At 67.8% G+C, this 18,554-nt stretch carries 17 protein-coding genes and 4 tRNA genes; 19 read left to right on the forward strand and 2 right to left on the reverse strand.

The features are described 5' to 3' along the window. A partial coding sequence (locus HZB86_12690) for an enoyl-CoA hydratase/isomerase family protein (GenBank protein ID MBI5906377.1) occupies nt 1-4,061 on the reverse strand: 4,061 nt, incomplete at its 3' end. Between the two features lie 195 nt (nt 4,062-4,256). Between HZB86_12690 and HZB86_12695 the strand changes: the two genes are divergently transcribed. Beyond that, a complete protein-coding gene (locus HZB86_12695) occupies nt 4,257-4,457 on the forward strand; it encodes a cold-shock protein (protein MBI5906378.1) in 201 nt (66 codons plus the stop codon). A 172-nt stretch (nt 4,458-4,629) separates the two neighbouring features. Here the strand turns inward: HZB86_12695 and HZB86_12700 are convergent, their stop codons facing one another. After that, nucleotides 4,630-5,226, reverse strand: coding sequence for a dephospho-CoA kinase (locus HZB86_12700; GenBank protein MBI5906379.1), 597 nt, complete (start codon nt 5,224-5,226; stop codon nt 4,630-4,632). A 108-nt stretch (nt 5,227-5,334) separates the two neighbouring features. On the opposite strand from HZB86_12700, the gene HZB86_12705 reads away from it, so the two are divergent. The 18 genes from HZB86_12705 to tuf all read left to right on the forward strand — a co-directional run. Next, nucleotides 5,335-5,655 (forward strand): SCP2 sterol-binding domain-containing protein, encoded by a 321-nt coding sequence (locus HZB86_12705; GenBank protein MBI5906380.1) that lies wholly within the window; start codon nt 5,335-5,337, stop codon nt 5,653-5,655. A 6-nt stretch (nt 5,656-5,661) separates the two neighbouring features. Further along, a complete protein-coding gene (locus tag HZB86_12710; GenBank protein ID MBI5906381.1) occupies nt 5,662-6,417 on the forward strand; it encodes an NAD-dependent deacylase in 756 nt (251 codons plus the stop codon). Nucleotides 6,418-6,530: 113 nt separating this feature from the next. Continuing rightward, the gene (locus tag HZB86_12715) at nt 6,531-7,067 is read left to right on the forward strand and encodes a prepilin-type N-terminal cleavage/methylation domain-containing protein (GenBank protein MBI5906382.1); all 537 of its coding nucleotides are present in this window, start codon (nt 6,531-6,533) and stop codon (nt 7,065-7,067) included. Further along, nucleotides 7,054-7,503, forward strand: coding sequence for a prepilin-type N-terminal cleavage/methylation domain-containing protein (locus tag HZB86_12720; GenBank protein ID MBI5906383.1), 450 nt, complete (start codon nt 7,054-7,056; stop codon nt 7,501-7,503). The genes HZB86_12715 and HZB86_12720 overlap by 14 nt, the downstream gene beginning before the upstream one ends. A gap of 1 nt (nt 7,504) precedes the next feature. After that, on the forward strand, nt 7,505-8,464 hold the full coding sequence (locus tag HZB86_12725) for a PilW family protein (protein MBI5906384.1): 960 nt from the start codon (nt 7,505-7,507) through the stop codon (nt 8,462-8,464). Between the two features lie 14 nt (nt 8,465-8,478). Further along, nucleotides 8,479-8,889 (forward strand): pilus assembly PilX N-terminal domain-containing protein, encoded by a 411-nt coding sequence (locus tag HZB86_12730; protein ID MBI5906385.1) that lies wholly within the window; start codon nt 8,479-8,481, stop codon nt 8,887-8,889. Between the two features lie 38 nt (nt 8,890-8,927). After that, the gene (locus tag HZB86_12735; protein MBI5906386.1) at nt 8,928-12,146 is read left to right on the forward strand and encodes a hypothetical protein; all 3,219 of its coding nucleotides are present in this window, start codon (nt 8,928-8,930) and stop codon (nt 12,144-12,146) included. Beyond that, nucleotides 12,147-13,109 (forward strand): hypothetical protein, encoded by a 963-nt coding sequence (locus HZB86_12740; GenBank protein MBI5906387.1) that lies wholly within the window; start codon nt 12,147-12,149, stop codon nt 13,107-13,109. It begins immediately after the preceding gene. Between the two features lie 29 nt (nt 13,110-13,138). After that, nucleotides 13,139-13,402: a hypothetical protein gene (locus tag HZB86_12745; GenBank protein ID MBI5906388.1), complete on the forward strand. Its 264-nt coding sequence runs from the start codon at nt 13,139-13,141 to the stop codon at nt 13,400-13,402. Between the two features lie 66 nt (nt 13,403-13,468). Beyond that, on the forward strand, nt 13,469-14,524 hold the full coding sequence (gene ispG / locus HZB86_12750) for a flavodoxin-dependent (E)-4-hydroxy-3-methylbut-2-enyl-diphosphate synthase (protein MBI5906389.1): 1,056 nt from the start codon (nt 13,469-13,471) through the stop codon (nt 14,522-14,524). A gap of 18 nt (nt 14,525-14,542) precedes the next feature. After that, nucleotides 14,543-16,279, forward strand: a complete 1,737-nt coding sequence (locus tag HZB86_12755) for a proline--tRNA ligase (protein ID MBI5906390.1) — start codon at nt 14,543-14,545, stop codon at nt 16,277-16,279. Next, nucleotides 16,276-16,962, forward strand: coding sequence for an orotidine-5'-phosphate decarboxylase (gene pyrF, locus HZB86_12760; protein MBI5906391.1), 687 nt, complete (start codon nt 16,276-16,278; stop codon nt 16,960-16,962). Before HZB86_12755 ends, pyrF begins: the two co-directional genes overlap by 4 nt. A gap of 164 nt (nt 16,963-17,126) precedes the next feature. Beyond that, nucleotides 17,127-17,864 (forward strand): 23S rRNA (guanosine(2251)-2'-O)-methyltransferase RlmB, encoded by a 738-nt coding sequence (rlmB, locus tag HZB86_12765; protein MBI5906392.1) that lies wholly within the window; start codon nt 17,127-17,129, stop codon nt 17,862-17,864. A 67-nt stretch (nt 17,865-17,931) separates the two neighbouring features. Continuing rightward, nucleotides 17,932-18,006: transfer RNA gene (locus HZB86_12770), tRNA-Thr, on the forward strand. A gap of 13 nt (nt 18,007-18,019) precedes the next feature. Next, nucleotides 18,020-18,104 (forward strand) — tRNA-Tyr (locus HZB86_12775). A gap of 97 nt (nt 18,105-18,201) precedes the next feature. Continuing rightward, a tRNA-Gly gene (locus HZB86_12780) sits at nt 18,202-18,277 on the forward strand. A gap of 24 nt (nt 18,278-18,301) precedes the next feature. Further along, nucleotides 18,302-18,377, forward strand: a tRNA-Thr gene (locus HZB86_12785). 39 nt (nt 18,378-18,416) lie between these two features. Beyond that, a partial coding sequence (gene tuf, locus HZB86_12790) for an elongation factor Tu (protein MBI5906393.1) occupies nt 18,417-18,554 on the forward strand: 138 nt, incomplete at its 3' end.

Raw genomic sequence — 18,554 nt, forward strand, 5'->3', positions numbered from 1 at the left:
ACGGCGGGGACGCCGTCCCCGAAGTTCCCGGAACCGTGCCCCGCCAGGAGCCGCTCGACGAACCCCTTCTCGACGACCCCGTGCAGGCCGTCGCTCCCGTCGATGAATTTCCCGGACGGCCGCTCCAGCTCGCGGACGACGTGAACGGCCCGCGGCAGCGGCCCGCCGGCGACCCCGGAGCCCCCCGCGTCCCGGACGGCGCGGGCCAGCGCGAGGGCGCGGTTCAGCAACCCCTGGAAATCGAGCGCCCTCCTCCCCGCGGAGTCGTCCACGGCCGCCTCTCCGGCGGAAACGGTCAACCCCTCGAACGCCGGGTCGGAGGCGTGGGCGTACGACCGGATCGCGGATGCGACCAGGCGATCCGCCTCGGCGCGGAGGGATGGCGGCGTTTCCGGGTCCAGGACGACCCGGCGGAGGATCTGCAGCGCACGGTCCGCGTCTCCTTCGTCCAGCGCCGACCTCCCCTTCGCGATCTCCTCCCGCGCGATCTCGCCGTACACGTTCGTGCGGAGCTCGGAGACGAGCGCCCGGTATCGTTTTCCCATCTCGCGGGCCCGCGACAGCACGGCCGCGACCTTTCCCTCGTCTCCCCCGAAGAAGTTCGCGAGCTCTTCCTTGCGGAAATCGTCCGGCTCGTAGTCGTCTCCCAGGATCCGCTCGAAGTAGGGGAGGTCCCTGTCCGCCCGGGCGCTCTCGGCGATGTACCGGTTCAGGTCGCTGAGCGGCTCCCCGGTCCCGTCCTCCGCGCGGATGGCGTTGTACGCCGATTCGCAGAGGACCGCGACCATGTGCGGGTATCCGAAGACCCACTCCAGGATCGGGTGGACGATCGCCTGGTGGACGACGTTCGGGCGTCGTTCGTTCCTCGCGAGGAACGCCTTCGGGAGGAAGACGCACGGGGTGTATCCGTCCTCGACGCGGAAACGCTTCCTGCCCTCCCAATGAAGTTCGCCGTCCTTCTCCACGAGGAGGACCTCGCAGGTGGGGCGGGCGTTCTCGCGGGGGAACCCCTCGGCGGGCCCCAGGTCGACCACCCGGACCGCGATCCTCCCGCGGCGCAGGAGGGAAGCGATCTTCCCCGCCACCTTCTCCGCGCGCGCCGGGTCCGTCTCCGAGAGGATGGAAGGAGCCTCGCGCTTCGCGAGGAGCGCGATCGTTTCCCCCAGGATCGGCTTCGGCAGGGGAGACACCTTCCCATCCCGGATCTTCTCCGCGAGGAGCGCGGCGATCCCGCCGATCTCGACGAAGGAGATGGGGCGGTCTCCCGGCGCCTTCTTCGAGACGGCCTCCGGGCCGTCCGCCGGTCCCGGAGCGGCCGGGAGGATCGTCAGGAAGGAGGATTGCGCGGGGTCCTTGGCGAGGAACCGCCCGATCCACTCCTGCCCCCCGGGGGATGCCGCCACCTCTCCGAACGACCGGGCGTCGTTCCGCAGCCCCGCCCCGAAGCCGTGCTCGTACCCGTACCGCATCGCGAGGAGGGCGTCCCTCGCCGCGGCCCGCCGGGAGGAGCGGAGGTCCGGGGCGGGTTCCTTCGCGGGGGTTCGCGCCTCGAGAACGTCCCGGACCTCCGGGCGGGCGAACAGGAGGTGGAGCTCCTCCTTCTGCGCCGAAGCGATTCCGTCCCAGTTCCTGCGCGGGGTTATCCGCGCTCCGGACGCGAACTCCCGGACGACGGCGACCGCCCTCGGGAGGGCCGCGGAGGACGAGGCGAACTCGTCCGCCAGTCCGGTACCGACGGCGGCGGCTCCGTCCACCGGTTCGCCGTTCAGGCAGATCTCCGCCGCTTTCCATGGGCCCACGAGGCGCGGCAGGCGCTGCATGCCGCCGTACCCGGGGATGATGCCGAGCTTCACCTCCGGCTGCCCCAGGACGGCGTTCTCGGTGACGATCCGGTAATGGGCGCTCATCGCCAGCTCGTTGCCGCCGCCGAGGGCGAACCCGTCGACGAGGGCGACGACGGGGATCGGCAGCTTCTCGATCTCCGAAAAGACGGAGATGTTCTTCCACGCCAGCGCGTCGATCCCTTCCGCGGTCCCTCCGAGGAACTCCTTCACGTCGGCGCCCGCGACGAACGACCGCCCGGCCCCGGTCAGGACGATTCCGCTCACCCTTCTCCCCCCGATCGAGCCGAGCGTGCCGGCTTCCCGGACGACTTCGGCCAGCTGGGAGAGGATCTCCTCGCTCAGGGCGTTCAGCGCCTCCGGCCGTGTCAGGGTGACGACGGCCACGTCACCGGCGATTCGCACGTCGATGTACCTGCGATCCGAAGGCGAGGCCGCGAGGACGAGCTCCCCGCGATACGCCTCCTCGTACTCCGCGACGGTACGTCCCGGACGGTCGGCCTGGACGAGGGCGACCCCTTTCGGCCGGGTCATCGTGCCGTCGAGCATCTTCTGCTGCAGCGCGGGAAGGCCGGCGAGGTCGGTCACGTCGAGGTCATCCTGGTCCATCGCGATCCTTCCGGCGGAGAGCAGGCGCACCACCTCGGCCGCCTGCGAGGCGTGGTACATGTGGGAGCCCCGGATGGAGAGATCCGTCCTCGACCGGATCACGACGGTGCCGCACGGGAGGACGTCCCGCTCGTCGAAGTCCCGCGCCACGAAGGTGCTGAAGTGAAGGGTGGACTGGTCCGCGCGATCGACCACGACGTCCGGGCTCCTGCGGGGACCGAACACCTTCCACAGCGCCTTGCCGAGCGCCTGGGCGTGACGGGTGAATCCGGAGGCGTACCCCGGGTTCATCTTCCCGTCGGGGGTCAGGGGGTCGGGCATATCCTCCGGGAGGGTGAAGGCGTCCCGGTCGAGGATGCTCGACGAGGGGATCCCCGCCCGGCGCAGCGCCGATATCCCCCGTCTCTCCGTGGAAGCCGATGCGATCACGACGACTTCGGCCGAACGCTGCAACGCCGCGCGGACGAATTCCCGGGCGGACCGGTCGGCGCCCCACACCAGCACCCGCCGCCCGGGAGGAAGGCCGATCCCGTCGAAAATCGCCGCAGGCCGCGACGAGCGGAAGAGCACCTGCTTCTGGCGCATCCAGACCCACCGGGCGTCCATGACGAAACGCCTTCCATCGTGGAAGAAGGTCTCCCGGTACTCGCCCTTCAACCCTTTCCCCGTCGCTCCGAAGAACGCCAGCGCGCCGCCGGGGGACAGGACGGAAACCAGCAGGGGGAAATTCTCCCCCCCGGTGTGCTCGAACACCTTGTCCGCCGGCCGCCCGCCGTTCGCCGCGAATACCGCCTGCCGGAAGGGCTCCGTGGCCCGCTCCCACTCCTCGAACGGGAGATCCGGCGGGATGGCGCCGAAGACGCCCGGGGGAACGGCCCGCCGGTCCACGAACCCGTCCGCCATCCCGCGCGAGATCATCGCCTCCGCGAGTCCGGGGTTCGACCCGACGAGGAGGACGCGCGCGCCCATCGCCTTGGCGATCTGCGCTCCCGGAAAGCTGGTCCCCTTCCCGCCTCCCATCACGAGCACCGTTTCCCCGGGACGGACCGCCAGCCGCTCGACGACCGCCCGGTAGGCGGTCCCGTAGGTGAGCAGCATCGCGGCGAGCCGTTCCGGGGTAAGATTGCGGAGCGCACCCGTCGCCGGAATCGCCCGGTCCTGGTCCACCACCGCGAACTGCGCGTTGAACCCGTCGTGCGTTTCGTATCCGCGGATGTTGCGGCCGGTCCAGGAGTCGAGGATGACCGCCTGCCCGACCTTCACGGATGCGACTCCCGGTCCGGCGTCCACCACGATCCCGAAGGCGTCGCTCCCGGGAATGTGGACCGAGGCGGAATCCCCCTTTCCGAAAACGGGGACGGGCAGCCCCAGCGCGGCGAAATTCGTGTTGAAGTTGGGACCCGTGGCGAGGACGGCGACGAGCACCCTGTTCGCGTCGTTGGACCCGAGCCGGGGGGTCGGCACGGAGTCGACCCGTACCGAGCGGGACGGCGGACCGGATTCGTCCCGGCGGATCGTCAGCGCCCGCATCCGGAGGGGCAACGGAGTTCCCAGCACCGGGGGGGTGCCGGGCGGCCAGTATTCCGGGCGGGCATCCGGACGGAGCGTCATCGCGGTCTCCTTGAACGGGATTCGGTTCGCGGGGCCGACGGGTTCCCCCCGCGCGCCCCCTTTGGATGCGCATTTTCCCCCCGGGTCTCCGCCGGGGGAAATATTCGAACGGCCGGATGTATTGACCCCGGCGGCATTTCACGTATAGGATGGACCATCATTCGGCCCCATGGGGCAAGCAGAGGAGCATTCGTAATGGCGACAGGGACGGTGAAGTGGTTCAACGACGCGAAAGGGTTCGGCTTCATCACGGAGGAGGGCGGGGAGGACATCTTCGTTCACTTCAGCGAGATCAAGGGCGACGGGTTCCGCACCCTCGCCGAGGGCCAGAAGGTGGAGTTCGAGGTCACCTCGGGCCCGAAGGGGAAGAAGGCGGCGAACGTCCGCAAGGTCTGACCGGCTGATCCCGCCCCGTCCCGCGCAAGCGCCGCGCGTCGTGTGCACCGCGCGGCGGGAAGGCGGGGCGGGCGCGGTGGACACCTTCTGGAACGATCCGGAAAGTCGCACGGTGCGCCGCGGTGGATCGCCGTGGGGGAAGCGGGCCCGCATCCGCGCCCCGGGATTCCGGCTACTCTTCCGACAGGACGTGTGCCAGCCGCTCGACCTGTCGCCTCGTTTCCCCGATGTCTCCCGAATTGTCGATCACGTAGTCGGATGCATCCGCCTTCCGGCCGGCGTCCATCTGGGCGCGGAGGCGGGCGGTCGCCGCTTCCATCGATATCCCGTCGCGCCGCATCAGCCTTCGCAGCTGCGCCTCCGCGTCGCACCGAACGGCGATGACCGCCTCGACGAGCCCTTTTCGTCCCGATTCGTGGATGAGAGCGGCCTCGACGACCGCGAGGGGAATCCCCCTCCGCGAGAGATCGTCCAGCGCCGATTTCATCGCCTCGAGGATGGCGGGATGCGTGATCTCCTCCAGCTGCGCCCTCCGCGCGGGATCGGCGAAGACGACGGCGCCCAGCCGCTTCCGGTCGATCGCCCCGTCGCTCCCGACGATTCCCGGCCCGAACGCCCGGACGACCGCTTCGTAGGCCCGGCCTCCCGGCGCTGTGACCTCCCTCGAAATGCGGTCGGCGTCGAGGACCGGGATCCCCAGATCGCGGAGCATCGAGGCGACCGTGCTCTTTCCGGAAGCGATATTTCCGGTGAGTCCGAAGATCCGCATGCCGCGCATTATAACAGCCGGCCGCCCCGTCGTTGACTTCCCGCCGGACGCGGTGTACGGTTTCGGGGTGAACGGCGGTTCATTTCACGCGGGCGCGGGGAGGTCGGAATGGCGGATCCGGCGGTGAAAGCATTCTTCGATGGATTGGCGGCGAAACTGGCGGCGAAACCCGAGAAACTCGCGGGGATGGATTGCGTCTACCGGTTCCGGATCGGCGAGGCGTCGTACGGCGTGTCGTTGAAAGGGGGAAAGGCGGAGGTGGCGGCGGGCGAGCCCGCGTCGTCCAACTGCACCGTCACGATGACGGAGGCCGACTTCCTGGATCTCGTCGCCGGCAGGCTGAACGGCCAGATGGCCTTCCTCACGGGAAAGCTTACGGTCGCCGGCGACATGGGACTGGCCCTCAAGTTGGGGTCGTTCATCGGATAAGAGGCGATGGACGCCGCGGGATCCGCCCGCGAGGCGGCACGCCTCATCGGACGCCGCGGGAACGCCGTTGCGCTGACCGGCGCGGGGATCTCGGTGGAGAGCGGGATACCCGCGTTCCGCGGCGCGCAGGGTCTGTGGGGAAAGTACGATCCGATGGAGTACGCGACCCTCGGCGCGTTCCTCCGGGACCCCGCCAGGGTGTGGGAGATGCTCTCGGAGATGATCTCCCTGTGCGGCGGGGCGGCGCCCAATCCCGCGCACGTATCGCTCGCGGGGCTCGAGGCCGGGGGATTCCTCCGGGCGATCGTCACGCAGAACGTCGACGGCCTTCACCAGGCGGCCGGCTCCCGAAGGGTGATCGAATACCACGGGAACATGGACGAGCTGGTCTGCATCTTCTGCTGGAGGCGGTACGCGACGATCGAGCGGTGGGTGGCGGGCGCCATCCCCCGGTGCGACTGCGGGCGGATCCTGAAACCCAACGTCGTCCTCTTCGGCGAACCGATCCCTTGGCTGGCGCAGGAGCGGGCGGAAGAGGAGGCGCGCACCTGCGGCGTCCTGCTGGTCATCGGCACCTCCGCCGAGGTGTCCCCCGCCTGTGAAATCCCGCGGATCGCGAAACGAGCCGGCGCGGCGGTCGTGGAGGTGAACCCGGAGGAGACCTCCCTGAGCCGGAACGTGGCGGACGTGCATCTGCGGGGCGCGGCGTCCGAGGCCCTTCGAATGGTGCGGTCGGCATTAAATAATTTAACCCCCCCCTAAATGTTTTTCCGCCGAATGCCGAAACAGAATACCGGATCGTTGTAATTTCAATGGATTTTGAGCATGGCGGAAGCGGCACGCTCATTGCTTTTATCCGTGGCAGGGGGTGGATCATGTCGGGTCGCCGAGGGTTCACGCTGGTCGAACTGCTGATCGCGCTGGCGATCGTCGCGATCGGAGTGACGATCGCCACGACCAACTTCTTCACCTGGCAGGGCCACTACAGCGGGGTGGGCTTCCAGCGGGAACTTCTCTCCCTCTCCAACGAGGGGAGGACCCGGTCCCTGTCGTCTTCGCTCCAGCACCGCCTCCTGATCGACATGATCGCCGAAACGGTGGCCCTCCAGCGGGGAAACGCGGGGACCGGATCCACCGTCTGGACCGATGCCGCGCCGAGGATCACGGGTGAGAGGGGAGCCGGGATCGACAATATCGTCTGCGTTCCCGCCGCCGCGGTGCCGGGCCCGTTCGCCCTGATCTTCAATCCGAACGGCGAGGTCCTCGTGCAGACCAATCCCGCCTCCGTCGCCACCATAACGCCGTTGACCAGCGCCAACATCCACCTGTCCTCCCAGAACGCGGCGGACCTGGCGACGATGCAGCTTTTCGGGTGGACATCGAAAGCGAGGTTGGTCAATGGCTGGCTGTGACCGTCGGCAGGAAGGGTTTTCCCTCATCGAGGTGCTGGTCGCCCTCGTGATTCTCGCCGTGGGTCTCCTCGGGCTCGCGGTCTTCCAGGTGACCGCCATCAAGGGAAACGCGATCGCCTCGAAATGGACCGTGGGCACGGAGCTGGCCCAGGACCGTCTCGAGCGGTTCCGGCACGTCGGCTGGGACAACATCGTATCTTCCGCCGCCGGGGGATTCACCGCGGGCCCCCCTCCGGCGCCGGTGTACGCGAATCTTCCGGCGGCGGCGGGGGACAACACCACGGTCCGGGGAACGCGCTTCTACAGGGTCTGGTCGGTTACCACCGATACGCCATCGCTCAAGACGATCACCGTGTGGAGCTGCTGGCAGGACGACCAGGCGGTCTGGCACAACGTGATGCTCGTCACGCAACGCTCGAACATCGGGGGGATCTGAGATGCATCGTCATCCCGAGAGCGGTTTCACGCTCGTGGAGGTCATGGCGGCGCTGGCGATCCTGACGATCGCCATGACGGCGGTGTTCGCGACCTTCACGAGCCAGCAGAAGTCGTTCACGACGCAGAACCGCGTGGCCGAGATGCAGCAGAACATCCGCCAGGCGATCGAGCACATGACACGGGACGTCCGGCTCGCCGGGTACGGAATCCCCGACAACGTGACGATCCCGAACAGCGTGGTCGCAGCCGGGGTCACTTCGATGCGTTCGATCTACGCCAAGGACAACACGGCCGGACCCGACGAGATCTTCGTCCTGTACCTCTACGACATGGACGTGAACCAGCCTCCGACGACCATCACCGCCAACATGCCCAATGCGTCCGCCGAGCTGAACGTGGCCAGCGTCGCGGGATACATCACCGGGGACCTGGTGATCATCTCGAACGGTACGAACGCGGATCTGTTCGAAGTGACCGAGGTGCAGTCGGCGGCCCTGAAGCTGCAGCATAATCCCGGAGGATCCGCAAGGAACTACAACAACCCCGGCGGGCACAGCATGTGGCCGTCCGGCGGATACGGAACCGGCTCCACGCTGGCGAAGGCCCGGTTCGCGCGGTTCTTCATCGATTCCACCGACCCGGCCCACCCGACCCTCATGGTCGACCGGATGGGGCCTTTTCCCCCTCAGCCGCTCGCGGACGATATCGAGGACATGCAGTTCACCTACGGGCTCGACACGGACGCCGACGGGACGGTCGACACCTGGACTCCGTCCCCCGCCTCCCCGGCGCAGATCCGGCAGGTCCGGATGCAGCTTCTCGCGCGGACGCGTTTCACGGAGCAGGGTTGGGCCGAAACGCGGCCTGCCCTGGGAAACCGCCCCGGAGGGACCGCCGCCGACGGATACCGCCGGAGGGTGCACGACATCGTGATCGACGTGCGGAATTCGGGAGTGTGAGGGAGATGAAACCGTTGAACGAAAGAGGAAGCGCGCTCCTCGTCACCATGATGCTCCTGCTGATCCTGACCGCGATCGGCATCTACGCGTTCAGCGTGTCGACCACCGAGATGGCCATCGCGCTGCAGTCGAGGGCGGGGACCGCGGTCGTGAATTCCGCGGATTCGGGGGCGCACGTCGGGATCGACCAGGTTCCCGCCGTGTTCTCGGCGCTGCAGCCGGGAGCCCTCTCCGACGGGTCGAGCTACAGCTGGACGTCGCGGGCCACGGGCTCGCTGACGATCAAGCCGGGATACGGGTCGAACTACCGGTTCGCGGATTTCGAGGTGACCAGCATCGGCATTCCGCCTCCGCAGTACGTCGGACAGCGGACGGTGCAGGCGGTGGTCAACTACGGGCCGGTTCCCGTGGGGACGATGTATTGAGCGCGTTTTTTCCGGTTGACCGGAACAGGAGGATCCCGATGAAGACGAGACACGCTTCCGCCTGGCTGGCCCTGCTGTTGTCGGCCCTGATCGCGCTGCCGCCGGCCGCTTTCGCCGACGATACCGAGATGTTCACGACGTCCGCCAACCCGAACGTGCTGCTGATGCTCGACAGCACCGGGTCCATGTCCACCACCGCCGCCGGGACCGCGGTCGGGGACCTCGACGGGGACGGCCGGTCGAACACGCGGATGGACATCCTCTGGAAGGTCGTCTACACCCTCCTGAACGCCGACCTGAGCATCCCGAGCGGAGTCACCGGGAGCGGCACCACCTGGACGTGCGAGACGGAGCGTCGGATCCGGACCCGGGACAATCCGTACAGCCGCATCCGGGTCGACGGGAACAACTGGGACCGTTTTCCCGCGTCGGGGACGGTGCAGATCGGGAGGGGAAGCACCACGGAGTCGGTCACGTACACCAGCAAGTCGATCAGCGACGGGAGGTACTATTTCAATTTCAGCCCGTCGATCGATTTCCAGAATTCGTACGACGAGGGCACGACCGTATCCTACACCGACACGGGAGGAACGGGATCCGCGTACACGACCCCGTACCCGACGAACCACTCCGAGGCGATCGGGTCGGACTACCTGAACAACCTGACGACGGCGGACGAGGAGATCCTGAAGGCGAGGATCGGGCTGATGACGTTCACGTCGGACAGCGTTCCCGGCCTGGCGATCCACCGGCAGGTGGCGAAATCCGCCCCGAACGCCCCCCCGTTCGAACCGACCTACCGGAACATCTGGTCGACGATCACGCCGGTCGTCACCCCCGGAGGGATGACGCCGGCGGCGCAGGCCCTCCAGCTTGCGAAGACGTTCTTCGACACGGCGGACAACACCTCGCAGGTGTGCCGGCAGGATTTCGCCGTGATGGTGAGCGACGGCGAGGACACCGTGGGAGGGGTCGACGGGGCCACCAGCGGGCTTACCTCCATGAGCGGCGGGGTGTACACCGCCGGCCAGACCGCGCGGAACAACGCGGTGATCCACATGGCGTCGGACCTGAAATTGCGCTCTCCTTCCGTGAAGCTGTTCACCGTCGGAGTCGGGGTGGGGACCACGGCGGACACCACGCCGGAACTGAGGGTTCTGCGGGACGTCCTGCGCCGGGCCGCGGAACAGCTGAACGCCCAGGCGACCGCCTCGGAGTACACGACCATCAGCACGCAGCCGGACAACACCTCGCGCGGGGCGGGCAGGGCGTTCTTCGCCACCGACGCCACGGAGCTGTCGAACTCGATGCGGAACATCTTCCAGCAGATCACGTCGGGGATGTACTCCTTCACGGCGCCGACCGTCGCCTCCGTCCGAATGACGGACCGGAACTACCTCTACAAGGCGAGCTTCACGCCCGCCGCGCCGCCGGCGACCTACTGGGAGGGGCACCTCGAGGCGCTGTCGATCAACACAGACGGGACGATGACGTCCCATTGGGACGCGGACAACGTCCTCAAGGCGGTCACGGACGTCTCGACCCGGAACATCCACACCTCCACGACCACGGACAACGTCACCTGGACCCGCACGGCGTTCACGACGACGGCCATCACCCCAGCGATGCTCGGCGTCGACAACACGGCGGTGCGCGACGACGTCGTGAATTACGTGCGGGGAGCCAACCACGACAACAACGCCAAGCTCGGCGACATCTTCCACTCCAAGCCGGTCGTCGTCGGCCCCCCGTCCCGGTTCTTCTTCGACGAGGGGTATTCGACGATCGTGGGGTCCGGCGCGACACAGAGCTTCGCCGACGCCAGGGCGACCCGCAAGCGGGTCGTATACGTGGGGACGAACGACGGGATGCTGCACGCTTTCCTGAGCGGCACCTATCACCCCGCCTCGGGGCTCACGCCGGCGTTTTACGACAGCGGGACGGGGGAGGAGCTGTTCGGTTACGTTCCCGGGATGCTCCTCGGCAACGTGGAGAATTTCCTTCCCGGGGAGCTGACGTCGCACGGATATTACGTGGACTCCTCCCCGCGCGTCGGGGACGTCTGGCTCGACGCGAACGGCAACAACGTCAAGGAGTCGTCGGAGTGGCGCACCGTGCTGATCGGCGGGCTCCGCAAGGGGGGTGACGGCTACTTCGGGCTGGACGTCACCGATCCGGACGCGCTGGATTACCCGGGCGTATTGTGGGAGTACACGGACGGCGCCAACCTGGCGGAGACGTGGTCCGAGCCGTTCATCGGGAAGGTCCGGATGAAGGAGTCGCCTTCCGACGACGTCAGGGACCGCTGGGTGGCGATCTTCGGCGGCGGCAAATCGACCGCGGGGACGGTCGGCGCATCGATGACCGTGCTGGACATCAAGACCGGCACGGCCCTCAAGGTGTTCACCACCGGGATCGACAACGTGATTCCGGCCTCGCCCACCGCGGTTCTCGACGGCGCCGGGTACATCAAGTTCGCCTACGTGCCCGACCTCGACGGTTCCGTCTACAAATTCGATTTCCGGACGACGGGTCTCCGGAGCACCGCGTTCTCCGAGTGGACCGTCGCGAAGGTCTTCCAGGCGTCCTCGGGACAGCCGGTCTACCATCGGGTCGAGCCGGCGAGCGTGAGCGAAAGCCTCCGGTACCTGTACTTCGGGACCGGCGACCAGGAGTTTCCGGTTTCGAACCCGGCTACGGGAAAGTTCTACGCGGTCAAGGACACGGACGCCATGCCGTCGACGGCGCTCACGGAGAGCAATCTCGCCAACCTCTCATCCAGCATTCTCAGCCTGACCGGGGGAACCGTCCCCAACAGCCAATCCGGATGGCTCATCGATTTCTCCTCCGTTCCTTCCACCCCGAACGACACGAGGACCCACTCCGGGGAGAAGGTTCTCTCCGATCCCGTGGTGTTCTTCAACGGCGTGTTCTTCACGACGTTCACCCCCAACGCCGCGGATCCGTGCGGCGGCGGCGGGGTGGCCCGCGTCTACGGGCTGAACATGTTCAACGCGGGAGCGGCCCTCGAGTCGATCGCATCGCTGGGGGAAACCTCCGCCGCGAAGGTGCCGTACCACGTGTACGCCGGCGGCGCGGGGAGCGAAGGCGGTATTCCGTCGAGCCCTTCGCTGTCGATCTATCCGTCCGGCCAGTCGTCGATCTTCGTGGGGTTCTCGACCGGCGTGGTCAAGGAGATCAAGATCGAATCGCCCACGCAGATGAAGTCGATCAAGTCGTGGAAGGAGATGTTCTAGGTGAAGGCGGCGGCCGCACTCTTCGCGTGCCTCATCGCCGTCTCCGGAGGCGGGTGCGGAAAGGGGGAGGCCCCGGCCCCGCGGGGGAGCGCCGTCGGTACCCTCACGGCGGAAGCTCCGGCCCCGGTCGCGGCGGGCGGCGGGGAGGAGGCCGTTCCGCCCATGAGGGACTTCTCGGTGAACGTGACGCCCCTCTCTCCGAGCCGGATCGCCCCGCCGTCGATCTCCGTCCGATCCCCGGGGGGTCGGGGGGCGGAGCTCCTATCCGTTCAATGGTACGTAAACGGGATCGTGGAGGGGAACGACCCGACGCTCGCTCCCTCGCGTTTCCGCCGCGGGGACAGGATTCGCGCGACCGTGAAACTGCGCGGCAACGGCACGGAGAGGCTCCTGTCCGCCCCGGAAGTCGTCGTCGCGAATTCGCCGCCGGTCGTGACGGACGTCCGGCTGGAGCCGGCGGCCCCGATCACCGGGAGCGTGATTCGGGTCGTCGACCGGGAGCAGGACGCGGACGGGGACGCGGTGAAGTGCCGGTACGGGTGGCACGTGGACGGCGTGGACGTGAAAGGGGAGGGGGAGTCGTTCTCCCTGGCAGGAGTGAAAAAGGGGTCCTGGGTCCACGTGACGGCGACCCCGAGCGACGGGATCGCCGAGGGGGCGTGGAGGGATTCCGCGCGGCATCAGGTGGTGAACGCCCCTCCCGTGGTGAAGAACTCCCCCCCCGTTTCGCTTCCTCCATCGAGACTGTTCCGGCACACCATCGTCGCGGAGGATCCGGACGGGGATCCGCTGACCTTCGAGCTCTCCGCCGCGCCGGAGGGCGTCGCCCTTTCCGGGTCGACCCTCGCATGGGCAGTCCCCGAGGACGCCATCGGGAAGCCGGTCACGATGGTGGTCACGATCTCGGACGGCGACGGCGGACAGACCGTTCAGACCTATTCGATGACGATCCGCGGAAACTGATCGATCGGAACGACGGGAGGAGTGGAAGGATGAACCTATCGAAGAAGGTCGTGGCGTTCGTCTCGTTCGCGCTGTGGTTTTCCGTGGCTCCGGCTTCCCGCGCGGAGACCGAGTACCTGCTGGTGAACGGGGAGCGGGCCGTCATCGAGGGGAAGAAGCTGATCCTCATCGGATCCGATTCGCGCCGGTGGACCGCTCCGGACGGGAAGTACCATACGAAGGGGGAGCGATACACCATCACCGTGAAGGGTAACGAGATCTGGATCAAGGACCGGATGAAGGGCCGCCCTTAAAACCCGCCCTTCTCCGGCACCTTTGAGGTCGACTTGCCTCACGGCTCTCGCTTATAGTATTTCTCCATGGAAAATCGCAGGAAAACCCGCCGCATCCTCGTCGGAGGCGTGCCTGTGGGCGGGGGCGCGCCCGTCTCCGTCCAGAGCATGACGAACACCGACACCCGCGACATCCGGGCGACGCTCGCCCAGATCCGGTCGCTGGCCCGCGAGGGATGCGACATCGTCCGGGTCGCCGTGCCGGATGCGGAAGCGGCCCGCGCGTTCCGGAAGATCAAGGCCCGGTCCCCGCTCCCGGTGGTCGCGGACATCCATTTCGACCACCGGCTGGCGATCGCCTGCGCGGACGCGGGGGCGGACGCCCTGCGGATCAACCCGGGGAACATCGGGGGGGAGAGGAACACCTTGCTGGTCCTGGAGGCGGCGAAGGCGAACCGGATTCCGGTCCGGATCGGAGTCAACGCCGGCTCCGTGGAGAAGGATCTGCTGGCGAAGCACGGGGGACCGACCCCCGCAGCGCTCGTCGACAGCGCGTCCCGATTCCTGCGGATCTGCGGCAAGGCCCGTTTCCGCGACCTGAAGTTCTCCCTGAAGGCCTCCGACGTCCGGACCACGATCGAGGCGTACCGCCGGTTCTCGCGAAGGTACCCGTACCCGCTGCACGTCGGCGTCACGGAGGCGGGGACCGTGTTCTCCGGAACCGTCAAATCCTCCGTGGGGATCGGCGTCCTTCTCGAGGAAGGGATCGGCGACACCTTGCGGGTTTCCCTCACCGGCCCGCCGGAGGAGGAGGTCCGGGTGGGGTGGCAGATATTGAAGAGCCTCGGTTTGCGCCGCCGCGGGCCGGAGTTCGTCTCCTGCCCGACCTGCGGCCGCGTCTCCATCGACATCGTCGCCATCGCCTCCGAGATCGAACGCCGCCTGTCCGACCTTCCGGTTCCGATCACCGTCGCCGTCATGGGGTGCGCCGTCAACGGTCCCGGCGAGGCGAAGGGGGCCGATGTGGGCGTGGCGGGAGGGAAGGGAGAGGGCCTCATCTTCCTCAAGGGAAAGGTGCTGAGGAAGGTGAGGGAGAAGGACATCGTGGCCGAGGTCGTCCGCCTGGCGCGGACGCTTGGCTAAGGGGAGGACGTCCACGTGATCCGATATTCCGGCTACCTGATGCCCACCACCAAGGAGACCCCGTCGGACGCGGAGGTGGTCAGCCACCGGCTGATGCTTCGCGCGGGCCTCATCCGGAAAGTGGCCTCGGGGATCTACAACTACCTTCCGGCGGGGCTTCGCGTCCTCCGGAAGGTCGAGCGGATCCTGCGGGAGGAGATGGACCGCGCGGGCGCCATGGAGGTGCTGATGCCCGCCGTCGTGCCGTCGGAGCTGTGGAAGGAGAGCGGTCGGTGGGACGCCTACGGAAAGGAGCTGCTCCGGTTCCGGGACCGGGCGGACCGGGAGTTCTGCCTCGGCCCCACCCACGAGGAGGTGATCACCGACCTCGTCCGCCGCGAGATCCGTTCCTGGCGGCAGCTGCCCGTGAACCTCTACCAGATCCAGGACAAGTTCCGCGACGAGATCCGTCCCCGGTTCGGCCTCATGCGCGGGCGGGAGTTCTTCATGAAGGACGCGTACTCCTTCGACGCCGACGAGGAGGGCGCCGCGGAATCGTACCGCAGGATGTACGACGCCTACTGCCGCATCTTCCGGAGGATGGGGCTGGATTTCCGCGCCGTGGAGGCCGACACCGGCTCGATCGGGGGGTCGAGCTCCCACGAGTTCATGGTGATCGCGGAATCGGGCGAGGATGCGATCGTCTCCTGCGTCTCCTGCTCCTACGGCGCGAACGTGGAGAAGGCGGAATGCAAGCCCTCCGAAGCTCCGACCACGTCGGAGACGCCGGGCGGAGCGAAGGAGGGCCCCCGAAAGGTCTCCACCCCCGGCAAGCGAACCATCGAAGAGGTGTCCGCCTTCCTGGAGATCGATCCCGCGACGTTGATCAAGACGCTGATCTTCGAGACGTCGGCCGGAGATGTCGCCGTCCTCGTCTCCGGCGACCGGGAGGTGAACGAAGCGAAGGTGAGGAATTTCCTGGGGGCGGACTGGGTCCGGCTGGCGGGCGAGGAGCGCGTCCGGGGGATCACGGGCGCCCCGTCCGGGTTCGCGGGTCCGGTCGGTCTCCGCCTGCGGGTGATCGCGGACCATTCGGTCCGCGGGATCGCGTCCGGGGCGACCGGCGCCAACGAGAAGGACGCCCATCTCGTGGAGGTGGTTCCCGGGAGGGATTTTCTCCCGGAGGCGTGGGCGGACCTGCGCGTCGTGACGGATCGGGACCCCTGCCCCCGCTGCGGCTCCTCCCTCCGCTTCTCCCGCGGGATCGAGGTGGGACACGTCTTCCGGCTGGGGACCAAGTACAGCGAAGCGATGCGCGCGGTCTACCTCGACGCGGACGGAAGGGAGCGGGTGGTCGTCATGGGGTGCTACGGGATCGGGGTGGGCCGGACGGCGGCGGCGGCCATCGAGCAGAACCACGACGAGGACGGAATCGTCTGGCCGGTCTCGATCGCCCCGTTCGAGGTCACGGTCATACCCGTGAACGTGAAGAATCCGGACGTCGCGGAGAGGGCCGAGGCGCTCGCCGCCGCCCTGTCCGCACGCGGCGTCGAGGTCCTCCTGGACGACCGCGGGGAACGGCCCGGGATCAAGTTCAAGGACGCCGACCTCTCCGGGATTCCGGTGCGCGTGACCCTGGGCGAGAAGAACGTCGCGGCGGGGTTCGGCGAGATCCGCGACCGGAAGTCGGGAGAGACGGCCCGGGTCGAGCTTTCGCGGCTGGAGGAGGAGGTGTCCGCGATGGTCGAAAGGAAGCGGGCGGAGTGCGCGCCGTGAAGGACCGGATCATCGTCGCTCTCGACACCGATTCCCCGGAGGCGGCCCTTGCGACCGTCAAGGCCCTCTCGGGAGAGGTCGGGATGTTCAAGGTGGGGATGGAGCTGTTCCCGCGAGGCGGGCCGGAGCTGGTCCGGCGGATCCGCGAGGCGGGCCACGGCGTTTTCCTCGACCTGAAGTTCCACGACATTCCGAACACCGTGGCGGGGGCGGTCCGTTCGGCGGCGGCGCTGGGATGCCGGTTCGCCACCGTCCACGCCTCCGGCGGGAGGGCGATGCTCGCCGCGGCGGCGGAGGCCGCGAAGGGAACGGGAACGACCGTCCTGGCCGTCACGGTGCTGACCAGCCTGGACGATGCGGACCTGGCCGACGTCGGTTTTTCCTCCGGCTCCGCGGACGCCGTCCAGCGGCTGGCCGGCCTCGCCGTCGCGTCCGGCGCCGGCGGGATCGTCTGCTCCGCGAAGGAGGTGGCGTCCGTCCGCGCGCGCGTCGGGCCCGCCGTCGTCCTGGTCACCCCGGGGGTCCGGATGCCGGGGGAAGACGCCGGAGACCAGAAACGCGTCGTGACCCCCGCGGACGCGATCCGTCGCGGAGCGGACTACCTGGTCGTCGGAAGGCCGATCACGAAAGCGGCCGATCCGAAAGCGGCCGCGCGCGCCATCGCGGCCTCGATGCGCACGTAACGGGAGGGATCGGCGGAGCCGCCGCAGGAGGGGGGGCGCAGTGAGGTAAAGCGCAGCCGTGCAGGTTCACCGCACGGCGAGCCACGAACGGAGCCCCCCCTCCGAGGCGGCGCAGCCGGTCGACGTGTGTATATGAAATGGAGCAGTGAGGAAGGAGAACGGTCTTGAAGGATCCCGGCGGCTCGATGTGGGTGACCGGACGGCATCCCGTCGAGGAACTCCTCGCATCGGCGACGCAGCGGGCCCGCAAGGTCCTCTTGAGCGATGCGGTCCCCAAGGAGGTGCGGGCCGGATTCGAAAGGAGGGCGAAGGAGCTCGCCCTGCCGTGCCTCACCTGTCCCCGGCAGGAGTGGGACCGCAGGACGGGGGAGCGCGAGGGGGCGGGGATCGCGGCGGAGATCGCGGAATACCGGTACGCGGAAATGGAGGAGTGGATCTCGGGGGTGCCGGAGACCGCGAGAGCGTTCCTGCTGGACGGCGTGACGGATCCGCAGAACCTCGGGGCGATCCTGCGGAGCGCCCTCGCCTTCGGGTTCGACGGGGTGCTGATCCCGGAGGACCGGTCCTGTCCGGTCACCGGGACCGTGTTCCGGTCTTCCGCCGGGGCGGCGGCGCACCTCCCGGTCGTGCAGGTGAAAAACCTCGCGAGGGCGATCGAGCGGCTGCAGGAGGCGGGGTTCTGGGTCTTCGCGGCGGCGGGGGAGGAAGGGAGCGATCTTGCCGGCTTCGATCCGGCGAAACGCACGGCCGTGGTGCTCGGGAGCGAGGAGAAGGGGGTCCGCCGCCTGGCGCGGGAAAAGTGCGACGGGAGCCTCCGGATCCCGATGGCGCCCGGGATGGAGTCGCTGAACGTTTCCGTCGCCGGAGGGATCATCGCGTACTCCATCCGCAAGACGCCATAAACCCGTTGACAACTCCCACCGGTTGGGTTTCAATCGCATATTTCGGGACGGATGACGGTCCCGGCGCGCCGACGTAGCTCAACGGCAGAGCGTCTGATTTGTAATCAGATGGTTGGAGGTTCGATTCCTCTCGTCGGCTCCAGAGCGCAACGCGTGGAGGGGTACCCGAGCGGCCAAAGGGGGCAGACTGTAAATCTGCTGGCATCGCCTACGGAGGTTCGAATCCTCCCCCCTCCACCAGTCCTTTTTTCGACGGCACGCATGCCGGTCCGAATTCGCGTGTAAAACCGCTTGACTGCCGAAAATATCCGGGTATAATTTCTTGTTTGCGGAACGTGCGGGCGTAACTCAGTTGGCAGAGTCACAGCCTTCCAAGCTGTTGGTCGCGGGTTCGATTCCCGTCGCCCGCTCCATTTTTCGATCCGGCGTCGCGAGACGCCCACGTAGCTCAGTCGGCAGAGCGCGTCCTTGGTAAGGACGAGGTCAGCAGTTCAATCCTGCTCGTGGGCTCCACATTGACCGATACTCCATTTTTCCCAAGGAGAACCTCACATGTCCAAGCAGAAGTTCGAGCGCACGAAGCCTCACGTGAACGTGGGAACGATCGGCCACGTGGATCACGGGAAGACGACGTTGACCGCGGCGATCACGAAGGTGCTGGCCGCCCGCGGGATGGCGGATTTCGTGGCG

The organism is Deltaproteobacteria bacterium (genome assembly GCA_016234845.1).
In the GTDB taxonomy this organism is placed as follows: Bacteria; Desulfobacterota; Deferrimicrobia; order Deferrimicrobiales; family Deferrimicrobiaceae; genus JACRNP01.